Below are 22,234 nucleotides of genomic sequence, written 5' to 3' on the forward strand. Positions count from 1 at the left end.
TGATTTTAAAAATGTACCCTGGATTTAGCACCAGGGTACATTCAGTTTGCAGCTATTTATTCAACTGCTGCGTTTGCTTCTTCTTGTACCTTTTGCAAAGCTTCGCCCATTTTCTCAGGAGTCGTCTGATCGCCAATCAGTTTTTGAATTTGAATGTTACTGATTTCTGTAGTTACATCAGCTTGAACAAGTGAGTCAAATGCTGGGAACGAAGATTGTGAGTTGTTAAGTACACCTACGATTTCGCTCATCAGATCATCAGTAATATTCTCATTCAATACGTTTTGGTCAATCTTCATTGCTGGCAATACACCATCTTCAACAAGTCCGCGCAATTGCATTTCTTCATTAAATAAGTTTTTAATAAAAGATTTCACAGCAGCCAATTGACGTGGATCTTTCTCAGCAGATGCAGAGAAACCATAACCATTGTTCACATCGCGCATCAATGCAGTTTGGTCACCCGCTCCGCCTTCAACTGCTGGGATGTTGAAGAATCCAACTTTACCGATCAAACCTTCGCCAGATTGGCCCGTTTTAAATACGGAAGATTTCCAAGTACCATCATACAGCAGGATCGCTTCACCACTAGTGAATTGTGTTGTGTATTCAGCATATTCAAAGCCAAGTTCGCCTTTTTTGAAGTAGCCTTTATCAACCCATTCTTTGTATTTCGCAAATCCTTTTACTACATTTGGATCAGACCATTTAGCTTCGCCTGTTGCAAATTTAGCAGTTACATCCGGACCTGCATAACGTGACCACAGGTGGTTAGCTAACATAAGTGGTACCCAACCAGCTTTGGATGCACCAGCCAAAGGTACTTTTCCATCAGCCTTGATATCAGCCAATTGTTGTTCCAATTCAGCAAATGTTGTTGGAGCCTTCCAGCCCTTGCTTGTATAGTATTCTTTGTTATAGAAGAAACCTTCACCAGAACCACCGATAGGCAATCCATAGATTTTTCCTTCATAAGTGAAAGGATCTAGATTTGAGAATTTATCCTTAATTCCAAGTTCCTCAAGAATTGGAGTCAGGTCAAGTAATTTACCTTCTTTAGCATAGATCTTGGAGTCAGGGCTACCGAACAGATCGAAGATTTCCGGTGGATTACCCGCAGCCATTTCACCACGCAATTTTTCTTTACGGTTTACATCTGAATCTACCCCATCGAGTTTAAAGGTCAGACCCGGTACATCCTCTTGTACTTTGTTAACTACTTCTTCGAGAATAGCCAGACGTTTCTGCTTGTCTGCACCGATTTGAGTGTGACGAATCGTCATTTCAAATGGCTCGTTATTTACCGGTTCTTCTGTTGCTGGAGCATTTGTAGCGGCTGAGTTAGTCGCGGTAGCGTTTCCATCTCCTTTGTTAGAAGACGCATTGTTGTTGCCTCCGCAACCAGTCAGTAAAGCTGATGATACGAAAATCAGGGACAATAGCAAAGTCATACTTTTTTTCATTTCTTGTGACCCTCCCTATATATTGATGTGCTTTACACTTCTTATTATAGAAAACAGATTTCATTATCGTAAGGTTAAGATTCATCCACTATAGGGATAAAAATCTCTAATGTAAGCGGAATCAACTACATGATAAGTTATATTTTATAACATTAAAATGTTAAATCGCTTTATTCATTTGTTTTTCTCATCACAAAAGTTTGTTTTTCTTTAAAAACATTTAATTAAAATATTAAATTAGTCATATTACCTGACATATTTATTTATTATCTACCCCATAAACCACGTGTAACTATAGCATGTCTTTATTAGGAATAATATAAAATTCCCCCTCAGAGGAGCTTTAACCCCTCCCTTTTTACTTCCTCATAACAAAAAACCGCACCTTCAGTGATCAACCACTGAGGGTACGGTCTCTCTTAAAAATAAATATCTATTATACCAACGCCGTTTGCTTACGACCTTCTTCGACCAAGCGGTATGCCCGTTGCACTTCTTCTTCTGTTGGAGAAGGTACTCCATCCAGTTCATAAGCTTTGCCGAGCATTTCCCATTTATAGATACCCATCTGATGATAAGGTAAGATTTCGAATTTCTCGACGCCATTTAAGGTTCCAATATAACGACCTAAGTTAATGAGATCCTCTTCACGATCATGAATACCAGGAACATATACATGTCGGATCCACATCTTACGATTATGGTCTGAGAGCCAGCGTGCAAGCTTCAAAGTTCGATCATTGGATTTACCGGTTAATTTGATATGCGCTTCTTCATCAATATGCTTCAGATCAAGCATAACCAAATCTGTTACATCCAATAAGTCATTAATCTTGTCACCTTCGTTGTAACCATTACTGTCTAATGTGGTGTGCAAATTCCAACGCTTCTTCACTTCCGTAAATAACTGCTTTACAAATTGCGCTTGCAAGGTTGGTTCTCCACCGGATACAGTTAACCCGCCACCGGATGAACGATAGTAGTTTATATATGGCTCGATCTCCGAAAGTACTTCTTCTAGAGTCATTTCTTTACCTTCATCTAAAGCCCAAGTATCAGGGTTATGGCAATACTGACATTTCAGCAAGCAGCCTTGCATAAATAAGACAAATCGAATACCAGGTCCATCAACGGTTCCAAAGGTTTCCAAAGAGTGTATGCGACCTTTAATCATAGGATGTCATCCTTTCGCCACGACAGACTAACAGTCCCTTTTTCAACGATGAAGATCCCTGTCCTTGAGACTGTCATATCCCTATATCGCGGCAATAAAATTTAAAATTTTAACAATTCTCAAACAAGATATTACCGCCCTTGAGACAAGGGCGGTATCTTCCTTGCAATTATTTCAATAGTAGTACTAATTCAAAGATCTTCATGACAGGAACAAATTACATCGAACCGTGGAATGTACGGTTGATTACATCCATTTGTTGTTCACGAGTCAGCTTGATGAAGTTAACTGCATAACCGGATACACGGATAGTCAATTGTGGATAGTTCTCTGGGTGCTCCATAGCGTCCATCAGCTGTTCACGGTTAAATACGTTAACATTCAAATGCTGAGCGTTGTTATGGAAGTATCCATCCATCATGTGTACCAGGTTAGACTTACGGGAATCCTCGTCTTTACCAAGTGCCTTAGGTACGATGGAGAACGTATTAGAGATACCATCTTGTGCATCGGAGTAAGGCAGTTTAGCTACAGAGTTCAGGGAAGCCAAGGCGCCTTTCTTGTCACGTCCGTGCATTGGGTTAGCACCTGGTGCGAAAGGTTCACCTTTCTTACGTCCGTCAGGTGTAGTACCTGTCTTCTTACCGTACACTACATTCGAAGTAATGGTCAGTACCGATTGAGTCGGTACAGAATCACGATATGTTTTGTTTTTACGGATCATAGTCATGAAGGTTTCAACCAATTCTACTGCGATGCTGTCTACAGCATCGTCATTGTTACCGTAGCAAGGGAATTCGCCTTCGGTTTCGAAGTCGATCGCAATACCTTGTTCGTTACGAATAGGTTTTACTTTGGCGTATTTAATTGCGCTTAGTGAGTCAGCTGCAACGGACAGCCCAGCAATACCACAAGCCATCGTACGCAGAATGTCACGGTCATGCAGCGCCATTTCGATACGTTCGTAAGAATATTTGTCATGCATATAGTGAATGATGTTCAAAGTGTTAACATAAGTCTTAGCCAACCACTCCATCATCGGTTTGAAACGTTTCATTACTTCGTCATAATCCAGATATTCAGAAGTGATCGCTGGGAATTCCGGTCCAACTTGTGCTCCGGATTTTTCATCTACACCACCATTGATAGCATACAGTAATGCTTTTGCCAGGTTGGCACGAGCACCGAAGAACTGCATTTGTTTACCGATACGCATTGGAGATACGCAGCAAGCAATCGCATAATCTTCACCCCAGTATGGACGCATTACATCGTCATTTTCATACTGAATTGCACTAGTTTCGATGGAAACCTTAGCACAATATTTTTTGAAGGCTTCAGGCAATTTTTCGGACCACAGTACAGTTAAGTTTGGTTCCGGAGCTGGACCCAAGTTGTACAGGGTGTTCAAGAAACGGAAGCTGTTCTTAGTAACACGAGTTGTTCCGTCTTCAGCCATACCACCGATGGATTCAGTTACCCATGTTGGGTCGCCGGAGAACAGATCATTATAGTCAGGTGTACGCAAGAATTTCACGATACGCAGTTTCATTACGAAATGATCGACGATTTCTTGTACTTGTTCTTCAGTCAAAGTACCTTCAGCAATATCGCGTTCTGCATAGATGTCCAGGAAAGAGGACACACGGCCCAAGGACATCGCCGCACCATTTTGTTCTTTAACTGCTGCCAGATATCCGAAGTATACCCATTGAGTAGCTTCTTTGAAGTTGGTCGCTGGTCTGGAAATATCCATACCATGAGCGGCTGCCATTTCTTTCAATTCGCCAAGTGCACGAATTTGCTCGGACAGCTCTTCACGCAAACGAATGATATCTTCAGTCATGGAATCAACTTCAAGCTCAGTTTGTTGTTGTTTTTTGTCTTTAATGAGGAAATCAATACCGTACAGAGCAATGCGGCGGTAGTCGCCGATGATGCGTCCGCGGCCGTAAGCATCAGGAAGACCTGTAATTACGCCGGATTTACGCACAGCTCTCATGTCTGGTGTATATGCATCAAATACGCCTTGGTTATGCGTTTTGCGAATGTTCGTAAACATGTCAACGATGTTTTGTGGAAGCTCGAAGCCATAAGCCTTCGTAGCATCAACCATCATCTTGATCCCGCCGAATGGCTGGATGGAACGTTTGAAAGGAGCATCAGTCTGTACGCCTACAATTTGTTCCTTGTCCTTGTCAATGTAGCCTGGAGCATGTGAAGTGATTGTGGAGACAGTATCTAGGGAAACATCCCATACGCCGCCTCTTTCTCTTTCTTCCTTGCTCAATTGGGAAATAATCTTCCACAGTTCAGTTGTGTTACTAGTAGGTCCTACGAGGAATTCTTCGTTTCCTTCATAAGGCTTAATGTTACTTGCGATAAAGTTGTTAACGTCAACTTTTCTGGACCATTTACCTTTTGTAAAACTTCTCCAACCGGATTTCACTTCTTGTACATCTTTTTCAATCACCGACATGCTAAATCCCTCCATCTATATTTATAATATTTGTAGAGATCGCGGGCTTGAAGGTTGATCCCGTGTCTCGTGATCCCAAGAAAGATATGGTTGTTCGAAAATTCACAATCATTGTTCCATGTATGGGACCGTTGTTTATATAAACATTTTAGTTTATTTTCTATAAATAGACTGTGACAAATATCACCTTTCGGGTGATATTTGTCACTTATATCTAATCCACAACCATCCTATTATCTACTTAACCAAATATTAATTATCAAATCTTCCGTAGAAAGCATTACGGTATACATCTGCAAGTTCAGATACCAGTGGCAGCTTAGGATTGGCAGTTGTACATTGATCTTCAAATGCACGGTCAGCCAAGTAATCTACACGGGATTCAAAATCCTTAGGATCAAAGCCCAATTGTTGGAAGGATTCTTCGATACCCAGTTTTTTGTTCATGTCGCGAATAGCATTGATCAGGCTAGTTACACCTTCTTCAGTTGTGCGAGCTGGCAATCCCAGAATACGGGCGATTTCTGCATAACGCTCGTCAGCTACGAAGTGTGAATATTTAGGGAACGAAGCGAACTTCGTAGGTTTCTTAGCATTGTAACGAATAACGTGTGGCATAAGGATCGCATTAGTACGACCGTGAGCAGTGTGATATTGACCGCCCCATTTATGCGCCAAGCTGTGGTTAATACCCAGGAAAGCATTAGCAAAGGCCATACCAGCAAGTGTTGATGCGTTATGCATTTTTTCACGGGCAACTCTGTCGCCTTCAAGAGCCGATTTTTCAAGGTATTGGAATACCAATTGGATTGCTTTAATTGCCAGACCATCCGTGTAGTCACTCGCCATAACAGATACATAAGCTTCGATGGCATGTGTCAATACGTCCATACCTGTATCAGCTACAGCAGTTTTTGGCAAGCTATATACGAACTCTGGATCAATGATAGCTACGTCTGGAGTTAGCTCGTAGTCAGCCAAAGGATATTTAGTGTGTTGTTCAGTTGTTTTATCGGTAATAACTGCGAAAGATGTTACTTCCGAACCCGTACCCGAAGTAGTTGGAATCGCTACAAACTTAGCTTTGTTTCCAAGTTTAGGGAATTTGTAAACCCGTTTACGGATATCCATGAATTTTTGTTTCAGACCGTTAAAGTCAGCGTCTGGATGTTCATAGAATAACCACATTCCTTTTGCAGCATCCATTGGGGAACCACCGCCAAGTGCGATGATGCAGTCCGGTTGGAATCTGTTCATCATTGCTGTACCTTTTTCAACTGTAGTTGTCGATGGATCTGGTTCAACTTCCGAGAACACTTCGATCGCTACAGGAGTTTGGCGTTGACGCAGGTAATGTTCAACTCTCTCAACATATCCAAGCTTAACCATCATTGGGTCAGTGATAATTGCGACACGTGTGATATCAGGCATTTTGGTCAGGTACTGAGTAGCGCCTTTTTCGAAATAGATCTTGTCAGGTACTTTAAACCATTGCATATTCACGGTACGACGATTCACCCTTTTCACGTTGATCAAATTGATTGCTGTAACGTTTTGCGACACGGAGTTACGACCATAAGATCCGCAGCCCAGCGTCAACGAAGGGATGTTAGTGTTATAGATATCGCCGATCGCACCATGAGTGGAAGGCGAGTTAACAAGAATACGTCCTGTTTGCAGACGGTTGGAGAACTTCATGATTACTTCTTCGTTGTTGGAGTGGATAGCCGAACTATGGCCCATACCACCAAATTCAACAACTTGTGCTGCGCGTTCAATACCTTGATCTGCGTTTTTAACTTTGTAGCAAGCAAGCACAGGACTCAATTTTTCAGCGGACAATGGATATTTAGTGCCTACACCTTCAAGTTCTGCTACCAGAATCTTAGTGCCGGCAGGAACTTGAATGCCGCACATTTCAGCAATTTTCACTGCGGATTGTCCAACGATTGCTGGGTTAACTGCACATTTATCAACGTTCATAGCGCCGCTAGTCAGTTTGGCAGCTTCTTCTTTGTTAACAAAGTAGCAGCCATTAGCGATCATTTTCTTTTTCACTTGATCGAAGATTGGTTCTTCGATAATAACAGCTTGCTCGGAAGCACAGATCATACCATTATCAAATGTTTTGGAAAGAATGATGTCCGTTACGGCTTGATCGATATCCGCGCTCTTTTCGATGAATGCAGGTACGTTACCAGGACCTACGCCAAGAGCTGGTTTACCACAGCTATAAGCTGCTTTTACCATTGCAGAACCGCCTGTTGCAAGAATAAGTGCAACGTCAGGGTTGTTCATCAAAGCGTTTGTTTTGTCCATCGTTGGCATTTCAATCCATTGGATACAATTCTCAGGTGCGCCAGCTTTTACAGCCGCATCATGAAGAATTCTAGCAGCTGCTGCACTACACTCTTGCGCAGATGGGTGGAAACCGAATATAATAGGGTTCCGTGTCTTAATCGAAATCAACGCTTTAAACATCGTGGTGGATGTAGGGTTGGTTACCGGTGTGATACCCATTACAATTCCGACGGGCTCAGCAATTTTTTGGAAGCTCTCATAAGCATTGTCTTCAATAACGCCTACTGTTTTATCGTATTTAATTCCGTGCCAGATATATTCTGTCGAGAAGATGTTTTTAGTAATTTTGTCTTCGTAAACCCCGCGGCCAGTTTCTTCTACAGCCAATTTAGCGAGGTACATATGTTTGTCGAGTCCAGCCAACGCCATTGCATGAACGATTGTGTCAACTTGCTCTTGATCCAGCGCCATGAATGCCTCATGTGCTTTTTTCGCTTTATCCACCAAAGTCTGAATATACTCTTCAGCGGTAGTTTGTTTAACTTGGGCGGCGACTTCGTTCTTAACTGCCATCTCCCTCGTCCTCCTGTCAATTTTTAGGTTGTTTTTCTCTACACATTTATCTTATCACATCATTTCCACCTTGTATAGTGAAATCTTTCACAAAGTATAAAGTTTTTTTGATTTGTTTTCAAAGCGCTTTCATTCGATCATATTATAGGTTTTTTACCATTATTTATGCTGTGTTATTCCTTAAATCTAAATTTTATGTTTAAAAAGACAAGAACCGCTACCCATTTTCTACCTTTCCGCTCGCAAAAATATTTTAAAAATGCAAATCTAATTTTGTTGACACTCTATTTTTCTCATGACCCTCTAAAAAATAGTCGGAAGCCATCTGTCGTGTTGATTTATAAAAATATCAATAATATAAACATAAAAAAACCGACTCCTAAAGGAGCCGGTTCTGTTCTTCCTTGCCTATTCTACTTTAATTGTATCGAAGAATTTCTCTTGCACTGTTTTGGCAGCAGCTTCAAGCTGTGTCTTGGAATCTGTTCCTTTTTTGGAGAACAGCTCTTGTATTACATTGGACATGGTTGCGTAGTAGTCCTGTGTATTGTATTGCGCTTCCGGTTTACCGTCCAGCAAGCCTAAAATATCAGGGCTGTATTGATATACATTTGTATATTTATCATACACAGCTTTTGTTTTCTTGCCGAAGTCAGAATCTGCAGAATAGTAATCTAAGAGCGGCGGAATAAAGTATTTGCCATCCGTTGTACGTTGTTGCAGAACTGCATCCAGTGCTTCTAGACCTTTATCGGAGAAGTAATCAAATGTAATATAACGGAATGCCATTTCTTGCTCGTCTGGTGTTGCATTTGGATTGATTACAAGGTAGTCACCACCAAGTACCCCAGTGTGTTTTCCGCCTTTTTCCATCGCAGGCATTGGATACGTAAGTACATCTTCTGGTTTCAGACCGCCTTGATTCAACGCTTGCTCAATAACACCGTCAGAACCAGCCATTACCATTGCTGTACGACTTTGTTGGAATGCGCCTACAGCATCGCCCCAGCCCAGTGCCCAGTCCTGAGGAATCGCGTTTGCTTCCCATCTAAGTTTCTTGTAGAAATCCAGCGCTTTAATCCCAGCCTCAGAATTAAAAGTAGCTACAACCTTACCGCCTTCAATCTTCTGAATTTCACCGCCAGCTTCGAACAGGAAGTTGGTCCAGTTCCAGCCTGCTTCATTCCCTTTACCCATTGGAGCAATACCGGAAATCCCTTTTTTGGTATCAGCTACGCCTTTCGCGGTATTCAGCATATCATCCCAAGTCCAATCCATAGATGGAACAGCAACGCCTTTTTCATCCAGCATTTTTTTGTTGATCATTGTGGTTGTTACATAACCCTTTTGAGTTACGCCGAATACTTTTCCGTCAATGATAAATTGGTTTTGGAGAACCGGGTTAATTTGATCCTTAAATTCGTATTTATTCCACAGATCCGTAATGTCAGCTACCCAGCCTTTTTCAACTAGGAATTTTGCTTCTGTAGCGTAAGTGTTAAAGAAGGTTGGAGCTTCATTCGCTGCCATTTTGATGCCGATTTCACTTACATTGTACTGCCAATCGTCTTTGACGATTTCAACATTCGGATACTCCTCTTGGAAACGTTTGATCTTGTCATCTTCCTGTGCTCTAACTTCGGTTAGGTCAGGGGTTGGATAGTGAATTTTGATGGTCACTTTTCTTTGTGTGATATCATCAGTTGGCGCTGCTGTAGCACTGCCAGCATTATCTGTTGCAGCATTCGTTGGCGCAGTAGTCGCTTCCCCTTCCTTGTTTCCTGTTGTGTTTCCGTTATTGTTGTTACCGCCGCATGCGGTTAACAATGATCCGGCCACAAGGAGGCTTAGTAGCACGCTAGAGTACTTACGCATTGAAACTCCCCTTTTCAATTCATAGTTATCTTACATATCGATCATAAAAGAGAAATCGTTTACAAACGAGGTGCATTTATATTCCTTTCATGTGCATGTTTACGATCCGTGACTAAATTCGTCGATCCGCGCTTATCCCTTAACTGCTGATAATGCAACGCCACGCATAATGAACTTTTGGAAGATCAGGAAGACAAGGATCGGCGGCAACGATACGATAAATAGGATAGCGAATTTAATATTCGTATTAAGTGCCTTTACATTAATAACGTATTTATAGATTGCTGTCGCGAGCGTATATTTCTCTTCACTGTGCATAACCAGAGATGGCCAGAACCAGTCATTCCATGCAGTAGAAAAGATAAAGATCGCCAGCGTAGCAAATATCGGAACCGACAATGGCACTGCAATGGAGAAAAAGCTTCTCGGCTCAGAGGAACCGTCGATCCGCGCGGCTTCAAAAATTTCAGGATGTATCCCATCAAAAAAGTTCTTTAGAAGTAGAAAATAGAATGTATTCGCACCAGCCGGCAGCCAAAAGGCAGCGTACTGATTCAGTAATCCGAGCTCTTTTAGATTGACAAAGTTGGGAATCATGTAGCTGGTCGCCGGAATAAACAATGTCATCAGGAAAAAGAAATAAATTGCCTTTCTGTAAGGAACATTCATACGAGAAATGCTGAAAGCAGACATTCCCAATACGACTAGTGTCACGACCATATTCCCCACAAAAATATAAATAGTGTTCTTAAGGAACATCAGCAGATCAATGTAGTTCATCGCTTCTTTAAGGTTGCTGAAGTGCCATTCCTGCGGGAAAAAATGCGGTGGGAATGAGTTCACCTCTTGATTCGATTTCAGTCCGTTAAATAACGTCATACAGATCGGATACAGCATGCTAAACACCATAATCAAAATAACCACGCACATCAAGCCATAAACGATCTTATTGCTTGTTTTTTTCAAATCATGTTCTGAGAGAATCCCTCTATCTGCGCTCTTCATCTTAGTTGTCCTCCTTGTTAAGCTTGAACTGTAAAATGCCCAAACCACCTAGGACTATGAACATTAGCATGCCAAGCGCAGTCGCTGTTCCATAATCGAGTCGCGTAAAAGCATATTTTACGATCAGCAGCGCATAGGTAAGCGTAGTATTATTCGGTCCACCATCAAGCAGCGCCATTTGTGACTGATACCCTTGTGAAGTCCCGATAATCTGTAATATAAACATCAAAATGATCAAATTACGTAGCGAAGGCAATGTGATGTACTTTATACGTGCCCACACACCCGCCCCATCAATCTCAGCTGCTTCATACCAATCCCGCGGAATGCTGAGTACAGCAGCCAAGTATATTAACATCCCTGATCCAAACTGCTGCCACGTCTCCATAAAAACAAGGGAAATCATCGACCACCTTGTATCTGTCAGGAAGGCAACCTGGTCCACACCAAGCGAGCTTAATACTGCATTGATTGGGCCCACAGGATCATAAAGCCATCTCCAGAGTCCATATAGCACCACACCAGGCATTACAAAAGGTAGGTAAGCCGCTACCCGTACAAAGCCCCCGAACCTTCTCAGCTCCGAGATCATAATAGCAAAAGCAATCGGAACCCAGAACCCGATAATAAGACATAGAAGCATGTAATACCCTGTATTTTTTAACGCGGTCAAAACATCCGGATCACTAAGGGCTCTAGCATAGTTCTCAAAACCAACAAAGCTATTCCCTTTTACAAAATCAACATGGTAGAAGCTGTACAACAAGCCTTTAAAAATTGGCACCCACAAGAACATTACAAAAATAATCACAGCAGGTACGAGGAACATATATCCCCAAAAGTTTTTCTTCCAGCGGTTTTGCTTGTAAGGTGTACCCTTCAGCGCCGGCGGATTTTCGGATACAACTGCGGTTTGATTCATCAGGCTCCCTCATTCCATTTTTCTTTCAGCATTTTTCGCAAAATGCTTCCTACCTTAAATTGTAGAAAATGAGGGTTGTACTGAACATGTCTAAATCTACCGAAGTAGTATGTGTTTTTACTTCTTCAATTCACTGGGGCTAATCCCATAATATTTTTTGAAAATTTTACTAAAATGCTCCGGTGATTCATAACCTACACGCTCGGCGATTTCGTATCTGCGAAGATCTGTGTTCAAAATCATCTCCCGGCTTTCTTCCATCCGCAGCTTAATTACATATTCCCACAGGTTGTAACCTGTATTTTTCTTAAACAGATAGCTCAAATAATTGGGGCTGACATGGTTTTTCTTAGCCACTTCATGGATGGTTAATCCTTTTTGCGCATAGTTCTCGTCAATATACTCTCTCGCTTTCTCTACAATCAGATTGCTGCGTGTATGAAGCTCTTCTACTGAAGGATCGGTTGTGTAGCTGTTCCAATTAAAATCCCCGTAGTAAAACACATAATGGTCATTGTGTTCATTATTCCAGAGAATGGCTTTGGAGGCTTGACGGTTCAATACAGCCATAAAAGAAAGACCCTTGAGAATCTGGCTGATGCCGATAACTGCATTTAAGTGCAGATATTTTTGAATATTAAAATGAAGACTACGGCCAAGGATATCTAGCCTATTAATTTGGCTGGCAGACGAATCTTCATAGCTTTTTTCATCCCACTGAATAATGATCGTAATCTCTTCATCCTCTGCGTAAAAGGCTGTCGAGTTCCACTCCTGATCCATCAGCTCTTTGGCGATATTCAGCGCGGCATAACAAAGAAGCCGTCTGTCCCGCAGGGTGTAGTGCTTCTCCTGATTCATTCCAGCCAGAGGCACCTTAATTTTTAAGACGGAAAAATACGGCCCTTGCAGCTTCAGGTTATCTAGCTTTTGCAAGCGTTCTGCATCACACAGTACACCTTCAGGCTCAATGAGCAGCTCATTCAATAACTTGCTGTATTCCGGAAGCGGCTCTTCCAGCCGAAAGCTTTCGTTAATTCCTGACATGAAAATATCCAATTCTGGTGATGGTTTCCCCATCTTAAGCAGCACATTTCGCACCGAATCCAGAAATTGCTCACTATTCAAAGGTTTGATCAAATAATCCTTCGCTCCAAGCCTAACCGCCATTTGCGCATATTGAAACGTCTCGTGTGCAGAAATCACGATGGTCTGTACCCAGGGTTTGGCCAATTTTGCATGCTGCATTAGATCAATCCCGCTCATTGCGCCCATCTGAATATCAGTAACGAGCAGGTCTATTTCCTCCATCCGAATGCAGTCCAGCGCTTCAAAACCACTGTTTGCTGTATAAATATGGTCTATGTTTAACCCCGAAGAAGCTAATAAATTGCTCAGCCCTTTACAAATCAAGGGTTCGTCATCCACAACTAATATATTGAACATATCTGTATGCTCCCCTTCCTTAGTCCTGATTCTCTGATTTCGGAAGCTTAACCGTCACCAATGTACCGCCCTCTTTACGAGGGGTATAGCTGATGCCATAATCAGAGCCGAAGTGTAAATGAATACGCTGGTTAATGTTGCGAATCCCGTAACCGCTGGCCGGATTTGGACTGTCGTCATTCAGCACAGCTTCGATGGCCTGATAATCAACAGTCTTATAGCCGTTATCTTCAATAGTGATCTCGACGGTATCGTCCACACAAACTGCACTAATGATGATTTCCCCATCCTCGCCCATATTTTTGACACCATGAATAATAGCATTCTCAATTAACGGCTGCAGGGTAATTTTAGGAATTAGATTTCTTTTCGTATCTGGATGAATCTCCATTACTACACGAAATATATAATCATACCGGTGCTGCTGCAGCTTGATGTAGGCCGTTGCATGCTCCAGCTCTTCTTCAAGGCTAATCAGCTCCCTTCCCCGACTGAGGCTAATCTTCATAAGCTTGGATAATTCCTTGATCATCTCGGCGGATTCAACGTTACCTTCCAGCGAGCTTTTCCAGTAAATACTCTCCAAAGTGTTGTAGAGCAAATGCGGATTGATCTGCTGATAGAGCAGTTGAAGCTGTGATTCCTTCTGTTTTAGCTCCATCTGGTATTTATAAGTAATTAGTCCATTTAGCCTGCGGGCCATGTCATAGGTAGATCCAATCAGCACACTGACCTCATCGTTACTCCCTCTTTTTGGCGTCTCAGGGACACGATTGCCTGGCTCAAACTTCCGGACGAAAAAAGCTAACTTTTGCAAAGGCGTCATTAATGAACGCCAGAAATAAGTAATCATGATTAATCCAAAAACAGCATAGGCCACAGTTATGTATTGAATCACACTTTTCATTTCGTTTTGTTGCTGCAGCAGCGCTTTTACGGCGATTTTGTAGACTAGCTTCTGTCCTAAGGCATGGTTATTATTGACCACATAAATAAAATCCGAGGTAATAACATCCACGGTTCCTTCCAAATCCTCAGCAACGACCGTCTCCGGCAGCGTAATGATCTCACCAGTATTATTCGTAGTAGAAGCGAGTACACGATTATCCAGATCTGTTAAGTAAATATCACCATCAGGCAACGATATGGATTTAAGGGATTCTCCGATTTTTGCGTCCATTTTGGTAATGACTAAAACCCCAATGGTCTCAGCTTTTCTGGAGATGTTATTGACAGCTCTCATATAGGTAAGAGTCTTCAAGTTTTCTGCTTGTGCACTTAGCTTCCCTGTAAATTTTAGAGATCCGCGACCCTTTTTCTGGACAACCTCCTCGAACCAATAGGGCTCTTCCGCTTTAGAAAAGAAATATACCCCCGCCTTCTTAACCTGCGGGAAATTGGGTGCAAAAAAATAATAATCCTCGGGATCGTATATATAAAGGGAATAATAGATGCCGTCCCCACGCTCAGCTCCCTGCGAGTAACTGACCAACAGCTTCTCTATCGTCTCATATCGTTTAACCCGCTCCAGGATGGTATCCGAACCCGTCATATTAATCTGCTGAATCAGAGGGTTTTGAATTACAGTGGTAGTAATTTTATTTACGGTATCGATATCTCGGTTAATGATGGTGAAGTTTTGCTTGTTCAGCTCTACATAAGCATTCGTCACATGGCGCTTCAGAATTTGCTCAGCCTTCATATTCCCGTAAATGTTCAAAAACAGAATGGGCGAGATCATAATCAGAAACAGCAGGATAAGCTGTTGTTTGACGTTTAGCTTCAAAATCGGCCTAATCAGCCTAGACAACATCGAGATACACCTCCGGGTTCAATAACTATATCAAAGTGATAAACGCTTACATATGTTTATTTTAAAGTTTTTTATGTTCATTTGTATGTAGTTTTTTCTGTTGGGCGGATTTGTGATAGAGGGAGTCATGGGGTCATTACGAGGAAACTTTGGACTTCCGGCCGCTGTTGTCTCCAGATTTTTTGATTTATACCGCTACTGGCGGATAAAATCCGGAGACAAAGGCGGACGCTTCCGCTCCTCCAGTTCCAAATTTCCTCTCCATGATCTTCCTCCCTCTCTAAAAAAACGCAAACAGAAAAAGGGGTGGGCGACGTAAAGGACACTGCGTGGGGCTAGGAGGAATGAACTCTAAATGGAAGAAGTGCGATGTATGTTCTTGAACACTTGAATACTCAAGTACTTCAATACATGAATTTACTTTGTCTGTTGGGCGTCTGGATTGCTTGATGTGCGATGGTGGCGTTGTAGGGCGTTGGATTGCTTAATGTGCGATGGTGGCGTTGTAGGGCGTTGGATTGCTTAATGTGCGACTTACTACTTATTCGGCGTTTTACATTCCCACATACCCTCTTCACGATGAGTTATCGGACTCAGATGCAGCTATTTGAACAAATTCCTGCTTTTACGGGGAGGTGCGGACTCCAGAGGCGTTATTCGTTCCAAACATGCGCGATACGAGGGCTTTTCGAGCCAATAGCGGCTATGGAGTCCGATAGGTTCGCAAATGAGCCGGATTATTACTTATAGCGACTATGCGGTCCGATAAACTGTTGAGCTTTTTGACTAACCTTCTGAATTATTTACTGTGCGACTTGCTGCTTGTTGTGCGTTTGGATTACTCAATGTGCGACTTACTACTTATTCGGCATTTTACATTCACACACACCCTCTTCACGATGAGTTATCGGACTCAGATGCAGCTATTTGAACAAATTCCTGCTTTTACGGGGAGGTTCGGACTCCAGAGGCGTTATTCGTTCCAAACATGCGCGATACGCGGGCTTTTCGAGCCAATAGCGGCTATGGAGTCCGATAGGTTCACAAATGAGCCGTATTATTACTTATAGCGACTATGAGGTCCGATAAACTGTTGAGCTTTTTGAGTAGCCTTCTGAATTATTTACTGTGCGACTTGCTGCTTGTTGTGCGTTTGGATTACTCAATGTGCGACTTACTACTTATTCGGCGTTTTGCATTCCCACACACACTCTTTTCACGATAAGCTATCGGACTCAGATGCAGCTATTTGAACGAATTCCTGCTTTTACAGAGAGGTTCGGACTCCAGAAGCGTTATTCGTTCCAAACATGCGCGATACGAGGACTTTTCGAGCCAATAGCGACTATGGGGTCCGATAGGCTCGCAAATGAGCCGATTTATGGCTAATAGCGACTATGGGGTCCGATAGAAAGTCTGAGCTAGCTAAATACAGAGACTTTGCACAAAAAAAGACCGCCCCCAAAGTCATCCGCTACTTTGGAGTCGGTCCCATGTTCATTTAGAGCCTTAGTCTGTCAGCAGCTCATACAATCCTTTTACGACCAGATCAGCTTCCTTCAGCACCTCAGGTTTGCCGATACCAACAACCTCCATCCCAGCAGCTTTACCTGCTTGAACGCCTGCCTCAGCATCTTCAAACACAACACATTCATCCGGCTGCAAGCCTATCTCCTGAGCCGCGATCAGGAACACCTCTGGGTCCGGTTTGGCTAGTGACACTTTGTTGCCGTCAATAACTGCATCAAATAAGTCTGTAATGTTCAGCTTATTCAAAATAAACTCAGCGTTCTTACTGGCTGAACCTAACGCAATCCCAATCCCACGTGATCTCAATCCTGTTAGGTATTCTTTCACTCCAGGCAGCAGCTCCGATTCCTCGAGTCGAGAAATGTATTCTACGTACAGGCGGTTTTTCTTCTCCGCCATTGCCAGCTTCTCTGCTTCCTTAAATTCCAGGCCACCCACTTCCAGCAGGATATCAAGTGATCTCATCCGGCTCACACCTTTAAGTCGTTCGTTATCCTCCTCCGTGAATTTAAAGCCAAGCTCATCTGCAAGACTCGCCCACGCCAAATAATGATATTTGGCTGTATCTACGATCACGCCATCCAGATCAAAGATGGCGCCTTTCATATTTTCCAACATTGATTTGCTTCCTCTCCGTTGTGTATTAATATTTATAATCCCGTTTCGTCAAAGGCCAGTCGAAGGGTCTCACCTGCGGAGCAAGACTTGCCTTCTCCGCCTCGCACCGAGAATACTAAGTCTCCACTGTAATCAGCAGCTGTGATCACAGTGACTTCATCCTTTCTGATCCGCAGTTGGATGGTATCGCCGCGCAGGGTAACCGGAAGCTGAACGGACTGCCAATGTTGCGGCAGAGATGGATTGATGTGCACAACCCCTCCATCGTAGTCCAACCCAGCGAAGCCAAGAACCGCAGCCATCCAAGCACCACCATTCGCAGCCGGATGAGTCCCTCCGATGTAGAGATCCCCTACATATTGCTTAGATTCGCCGGTGAGATCGACGGTAGCCGTACGCATAAAATACGGATAGCCCCAATCCGGTGAACCAATATCAGCAGCTACCAAAGCGTAAATACAAGGGCTTAAGCTTGATCCGTGTTCCGTACGCGGTTCGTAAAATTCCCAGTTCGCTTGTTTCACTTCCTTGCTAAAGGAGTGCTTGAACAAATTCAGCATCAACACAACGTCTGCTTGTTTAAGTATGGTTGTGGTGGTAGCTAAGCCATTGCCGCCGCCAAAATACTCATTTTTATTAAGCACACGTGATTTCAGTTCTGTTAGTTCTACATCCTCCAAGGTGAGGTACCGGTCGAATTGTTCAATAACAAGACTGGCAGGATCAGGCTGTGGAACATAAAAGCTATCCAGCATCGTTTTGAACTCCTTCAGGAATGGCCCTGAGCTAAACTGAGCGGACAATTGACTGTAGTCCTCAGGATACTTCTCTTGCAGCAAGGCTGCCGTACGCAAGGCAATCTCAAGCGTCTCTTTAACCAGTGCATTCGTAAAAGCATTATTGTTCACACGCTCATGATATTCATCCGGACCTGTAACATCCAGAATCTCAAACCGCTGTTTAACCGAATTATAGTAAGCGTAAGAGTAGAAAAAGCGAGCGCATTCCCAGATCACCTCTGCTCCTCCACTAGTTAGCAGACTTTCATCCCCTGTGAATTGAACATATTTCCAGATCCCATGCACAACGTCACCACTGATATGGACCTGCTTATCGCGGAAATAGGTGCGCATCGGCCGGCCTGTAAATACATCATTCACATTAAACAAAGTACAGGCATCGTCTCCCGTATCCTGACTTTCCCAAGCATAAAATGCGCCCAAAAATCCATATTCCGCTGCCTTACGGCGAGCACCATCCAATGTATGAATCCGGTACATCATCAAGTTCCGCGCTACCTTAGGATCACTGTGCAGGAAAAACGGCAACATAAACATTTCCGTATCCCAAAATACAGCTCCCTTATATACCTGACCCGATAATCCCCGGGCTGGAATAGACACCTTCTCCGAAACTGTAGGCGCAATGATTAACAGCTGATAGATACTATATCTCAAGGCAAATTGGGCAGCTTCATCACCTTCGATGATTACATCACTGTGTGACCATCTCTCATCCCATATCAGACGGTGAGACTTAAATAACGCCTCGTAACCCAGCGCCTCAGCAGCATGGACAGATTTAACAGCTTCCGTCTCCGGCTGATCAGCATCAAGTCCAGTATAGACTGCTACATACTTAAACCATTCATACGTCTCACCCGCACGGGCATCAAAAGAAATCCGGCGAACAGCAGCACCATCTTCCAGTAGCTCCTCACCAAAACTGAATACCGCCCTCTCCACCACAACCACCGGGATCTTCAATTCTCCGCTAACAGATGAAGAGATCAGTACCTCGTCCTTCAATTGCACCGTTTGTCCGTAGAGATGAGGCCCATTGATATCCCACACATCTACGTCAATTCCCGTCTCAATGGCTACACGGCAGTCATGTGTGCTGCGAATAGAGTATTTACTAACGAGCAAGTGAAGATTATCCAGGCTTACGAAACGATCTGCGGTAAACGTCAACGTCCCGCCGTCAGATACAGCAAATTCAGTGCTCCGATGATGAATGGCATTTCGGATATTTAGCTCCTGAGTATGAGCGACCGGTTCACGGTCAAGCACACTTAAGAGCTGATCATTACAGAAAATTTTGGTCAACAATCCATTAGGGGCATTAACGGGTTCTCTCCATTTGTCTCCTGCTCTGTCATATAGACCTGCGAGGGTGACAGCTACTAGCTCGGTTTTGCTGAATTCCTCCAGTGTGCCACGATATCCCATGTAGCCATTGCCTAGCATATATTTGTTACCGTTTGTCGTCACCAGCTGTTTATCAAAACAACTATCCTTTACGGTCCAATTCATCCTGCCAGCATCCCTTCGCCTAGCGGAAGCGTCTTCCCGGAAGCATCCACTGTAATCGACTGTCCGTACACTATAATTTCGGTACTTCCACCATTAACCGCAGTGATTGTTACTGAATTTTTGTCGACCACAATTCTCAGAAGCACTCCTTCATACAACACTTGGAAGCTATATTCATCCCAGCGTTCTGGCAGGGTTGGCTGAAAGGACAGACGCGCTCCATCCGAACGCATTCCGCCAAAGCCGTAAACAATATTCATCCAAGCAGCAGCAATTGAGGTAGTATGCAGCCCTTCACGGGTATTGCGGTTATAGTTGTCTAAATCCAGTCGAGTAGCAAATTCAAAAAACGAATATGCTTCCTCGGGTTTGCCAATTTCACTTGCCAAAATGGAGTGGATCGAAGGTGACAGCGAAGACTCATGAATACATCTAGGCTCGTAGTATTCATAGTTCGCCAGCTTCGCTTCTTTAGAGAATTGTCCGCTGTACAAGAACATAAACATAAGTACATCCGGCTGCTTAATCATGTCATAGCGATACAAACGATCATATGACCAGTTCGAATATAATGGGAATTCTGTTACCGGAATCGAATGAATATCAATATGTGGCATATCGAAGAACCCATCATGCTCTTCATAAACTCCTGTCACTTCGTCAACCGGAATCCGCATATGCTGCGCCTTATTTTCCCAATCGGTGAGTTCCTCGTCATGAAGTTCTGTTTTCTCTACCACAGCTGCAAAAGCAGCAGGAGCTTGTTCTTTCATCTCCCGAAGAGTCTCTAGGGTGTATTCAAAAGATTGTTGAGCCATCAGATTAATGTAACAGTTGTTATTGACCATCAATTGGAACTCATCAGGACCCATTACGCCAAAATAACCATATTCCCCGCTGCGTTGCCCCCATTGACCACGTGTAGCATAGAATCTGCTGATCTGAATCAGCATCTCAGCCCCTTTACTAAGCAGGAAGCTTTTATCACCGGTATTTTTGACATAATGCCAAATGCCATAAGAAACAGCAGTCCCTACATGAAGCTGAAGATTAGAGTGCTGCCAGAGATCACAGCTTTCTGTTCCATCTATAGTAGCAATAGGATAGCAGGCTCCCTCACAATCCACTTCTTTAGCGCGCTGCATAGCCTGTGGCAATGTTTTATATCTGAATTCCAATAAGCTCCGGGCAGCTTTTGGATTATTGAACATATAGAACGGTAAGCAATAGGATTCTGTATCCCAAAAAGCCAACCCACGATATACTTCCCCCGTCAGCCCTTTGGCGCCAATATTAAAACCGGGATGGTCGCCATGATAGGTCTGATAAAGCTGAAAGATACAGAAACGAATACCCTGTTGATTCTCAGGATCGCCCTCAATTCGGATATCACTTGTCTCCCAGATGCCCTTCCAATAAGCTGTCTGATCAGCGATTATTTGAGTATCCGTCAATTGGCTTGCGGTTTCAGCAAGAGACAGACCTTTGCTCCACAGCTCTTCAGCTGTATGGGCAGAATCACTATCCGAATAGTTCATAACCAGTTTGGTAAAATAGGAGACTTCTCCTTTCGTAAGGTTGAGGGTGAAATTTTGTCCAATAAACTTATCACTCTCAGTAGCAGTGAGCTGTAACGGCTGCGAGGATTGTAAGGTAAAGCTTGAGAACAGCTTATTCCCAGTATTCACTGTACTCGCCATAATAGCAGAGGACGCTCCACTTACTCCGCTGCGGAGATTGTTCCACATACATTCGCCGCGTTCTTCATGAATAATGCCGAAATCAAGACCTGCACAAATGTCCACGCTCCCCGAGAAATTAAGGGGTTCAAATTCCACCCGCTGCAACCCCAAATGAGACATAGTCATACTGACCAGACGTGTAAAGACTACTTTTAGCGACTTGCCATCGTTTAGATGCCAGACTAGCTCTCTCCGATACGTACCCTTACGAAGATCCAACCTACGCACATAATCCGTTACGTTACTTTTTGCTAAATCAAGCTGTTCACCATCTACAGATAGACGTGTATACAGCCAGTCCACTGCATTCACCATATATCTCAGCGAGCGAATAATCCCTTTGTAGTGATTGCCAATATCCAATTGTTCATTTAATCCATTAAAATAACTTCCTTGCAGGGTGTCACCTGAATACCCTTCCTCTGCATATCCCCGTACACCCATATATTCATTACCCAATGAAAAAATAGATTCCGAAGTCCGATTTCGCTCTGGATCAAAGCCCTCTTCAATAATTGCCCACGGATCAACCTTAAGATATTTGTCTGCTACTTTTGCCATATATGATTTCTCCTTCTCCTGATTTTTGCTCCAATTTCAGGATATCGCTGCATAGCAGTAGAGCCAATGTCCGACCGTAATGAAGATGTGTGCATTTATACGGAGTTGAGATAAAACTAATTTCTTGAACATGAATTTCAACTGTGTTATATGTTACAATCTAACGGGGACGCAAAAAAACAGCGATTAACCCAGTATTTGAGAATAATGGATAGCCGCTGTTCATATATCATAAACGTGAGATCACTTACTCTTTTTTAGTTAAAAAGAATATTACATCGAACACTTTAGAAGTGAAATTTATCACAATGTTGAAAATTCGACACTTTTAAACGATTTTTTATAACCAATTCGAGGGATTTTCAAGGTATAATTAATTTAAAATTTACTGAAAAACTGAGGGAATAAAGGGGATGT

Annotated in this window: 12 protein-coding genes; all 12 read right to left on the reverse strand. The window is 43.0% G+C overall.

The window, feature by feature from the left end; translation table 11 throughout:
- Nucleotides 1–56: 56 nt before the first annotated feature.
- The 12 genes from NST94_RS21260 to NST94_RS21315 all read right to left on the reverse strand — a co-directional run bounded on the left by NST94_RS21260 (nt 57) and on the right by NST94_RS21315 (nt 21,817).
- Nucleotides 57–1,463: an extracellular solute-binding protein gene (locus tag NST94_RS21260; RefSeq protein WP_076129628.1), complete on the reverse strand. Its 1,407-nt coding sequence runs from the start codon at nt 1,461–1,463 to the stop codon at nt 57–59.
- Nucleotides 1,464–1,899: 436 nt separating this feature from the next.
- Nucleotides 1,900–2,637: a pyruvate formate-lyase-activating protein gene (gene pflA, locus NST94_RS21265; protein ID WP_036682920.1), complete on the reverse strand. Its 738-nt coding sequence runs from the start codon at nt 2,635–2,637 to the stop codon at nt 1,900–1,902.
- Between the two features lie 217 nt (nt 2,638–2,854).
- Nucleotides 2,855–5,116 (reverse strand): formate C-acetyltransferase, encoded by a 2,262-nt coding sequence (pflB, locus tag NST94_RS21270; protein ID WP_076218917.1) that lies wholly within the window; start codon nt 5,114–5,116, stop codon nt 2,855–2,857.
- Between the two features lie 252 nt (nt 5,117–5,368).
- Nucleotides 5,369–7,990, reverse strand: coding sequence for a bifunctional acetaldehyde-CoA/alcohol dehydrogenase (gene adhE / locus NST94_RS21275; RefSeq protein WP_038572553.1), 2,622 nt, complete (start codon nt 7,988–7,990; stop codon nt 5,369–5,371).
- Nucleotides 7,991–8,398: 408 nt separating this feature from the next.
- Nucleotides 8,399–9,865 carry an extracellular solute-binding protein gene (locus NST94_RS21280; RefSeq protein WP_076129626.1) on the reverse strand — a complete coding sequence of 489 codons (1,467 nt, stop codon included), beginning with the start codon at nt 9,863–9,865 and terminating at the stop codon, nt 8,399–8,401.
- A gap of 132 nt (nt 9,866–9,997) precedes the next feature.
- The gene (locus NST94_RS21285) at nt 9,998–10,870 is read right to left on the reverse strand and encodes a carbohydrate ABC transporter permease (protein ID WP_036682930.1); all 873 of its coding nucleotides are present in this window, start codon (nt 10,868–10,870) and stop codon (nt 9,998–10,000) included.
- Nucleotide 10,871: 1 nt separating this feature from the next.
- Nucleotides 10,872–11,792 carry a sugar ABC transporter permease gene (locus NST94_RS21290; RefSeq protein ID WP_076129625.1) on the reverse strand — a complete coding sequence of 307 codons (921 nt, stop codon included), beginning with the start codon at nt 11,790–11,792 and terminating at the stop codon, nt 10,872–10,874.
- Nucleotides 11,793–11,909: 117 nt separating this feature from the next.
- Nucleotides 11,910–13,238, reverse strand: coding sequence for a response regulator (locus NST94_RS21295; RefSeq protein ID WP_076134518.1), 1,329 nt, complete (start codon nt 13,236–13,238; stop codon nt 11,910–11,912).
- A 19-nt stretch (nt 13,239–13,257) separates the two neighbouring features.
- Entirely contained in the window at nt 13,258–15,051 is a 1,794-nt protein-coding gene (locus tag NST94_RS21300; protein WP_076193077.1) for a histidine kinase, read from the reverse strand.
- Between the two features lie 1,509 nt (nt 15,052–16,560).
- The gene (gene pgmB / locus NST94_RS21305; protein WP_076193075.1) at nt 16,561–17,199 is read right to left on the reverse strand and encodes a beta-phosphoglucomutase; all 639 of its coding nucleotides are present in this window, start codon (nt 17,197–17,199) and stop codon (nt 16,561–16,563) included.
- A gap of 32 nt (nt 17,200–17,231) precedes the next feature.
- Nucleotides 17,232–19,514, reverse strand: coding sequence for a glycosyl hydrolase family 65 protein (locus tag NST94_RS21310; RefSeq protein WP_339281230.1), 2,283 nt, complete (start codon nt 19,512–19,514; stop codon nt 17,232–17,234).
- Nucleotides 19,511–21,817, reverse strand: coding sequence for a glycosyl hydrolase family 65 protein (locus NST94_RS21315; protein ID WP_248548406.1), 2,307 nt, complete (start codon nt 21,815–21,817; stop codon nt 19,511–19,513). The genes NST94_RS21310 and NST94_RS21315 overlap by 4 nt, the downstream gene beginning before the upstream one ends.
- Nucleotides 21,818–22,234: the final 417 nt, after the last annotated feature.

Origin of the sequence: Paenibacillus sp. FSL H8-0282, from assembly GCF_037963825.1 — a bacterium.
GTDB classification, from domain to species: Bacteria; Bacillota; Bacilli; order Paenibacillales; family Paenibacillaceae; genus Paenibacillus_AQ; species Paenibacillus_AQ odorifer.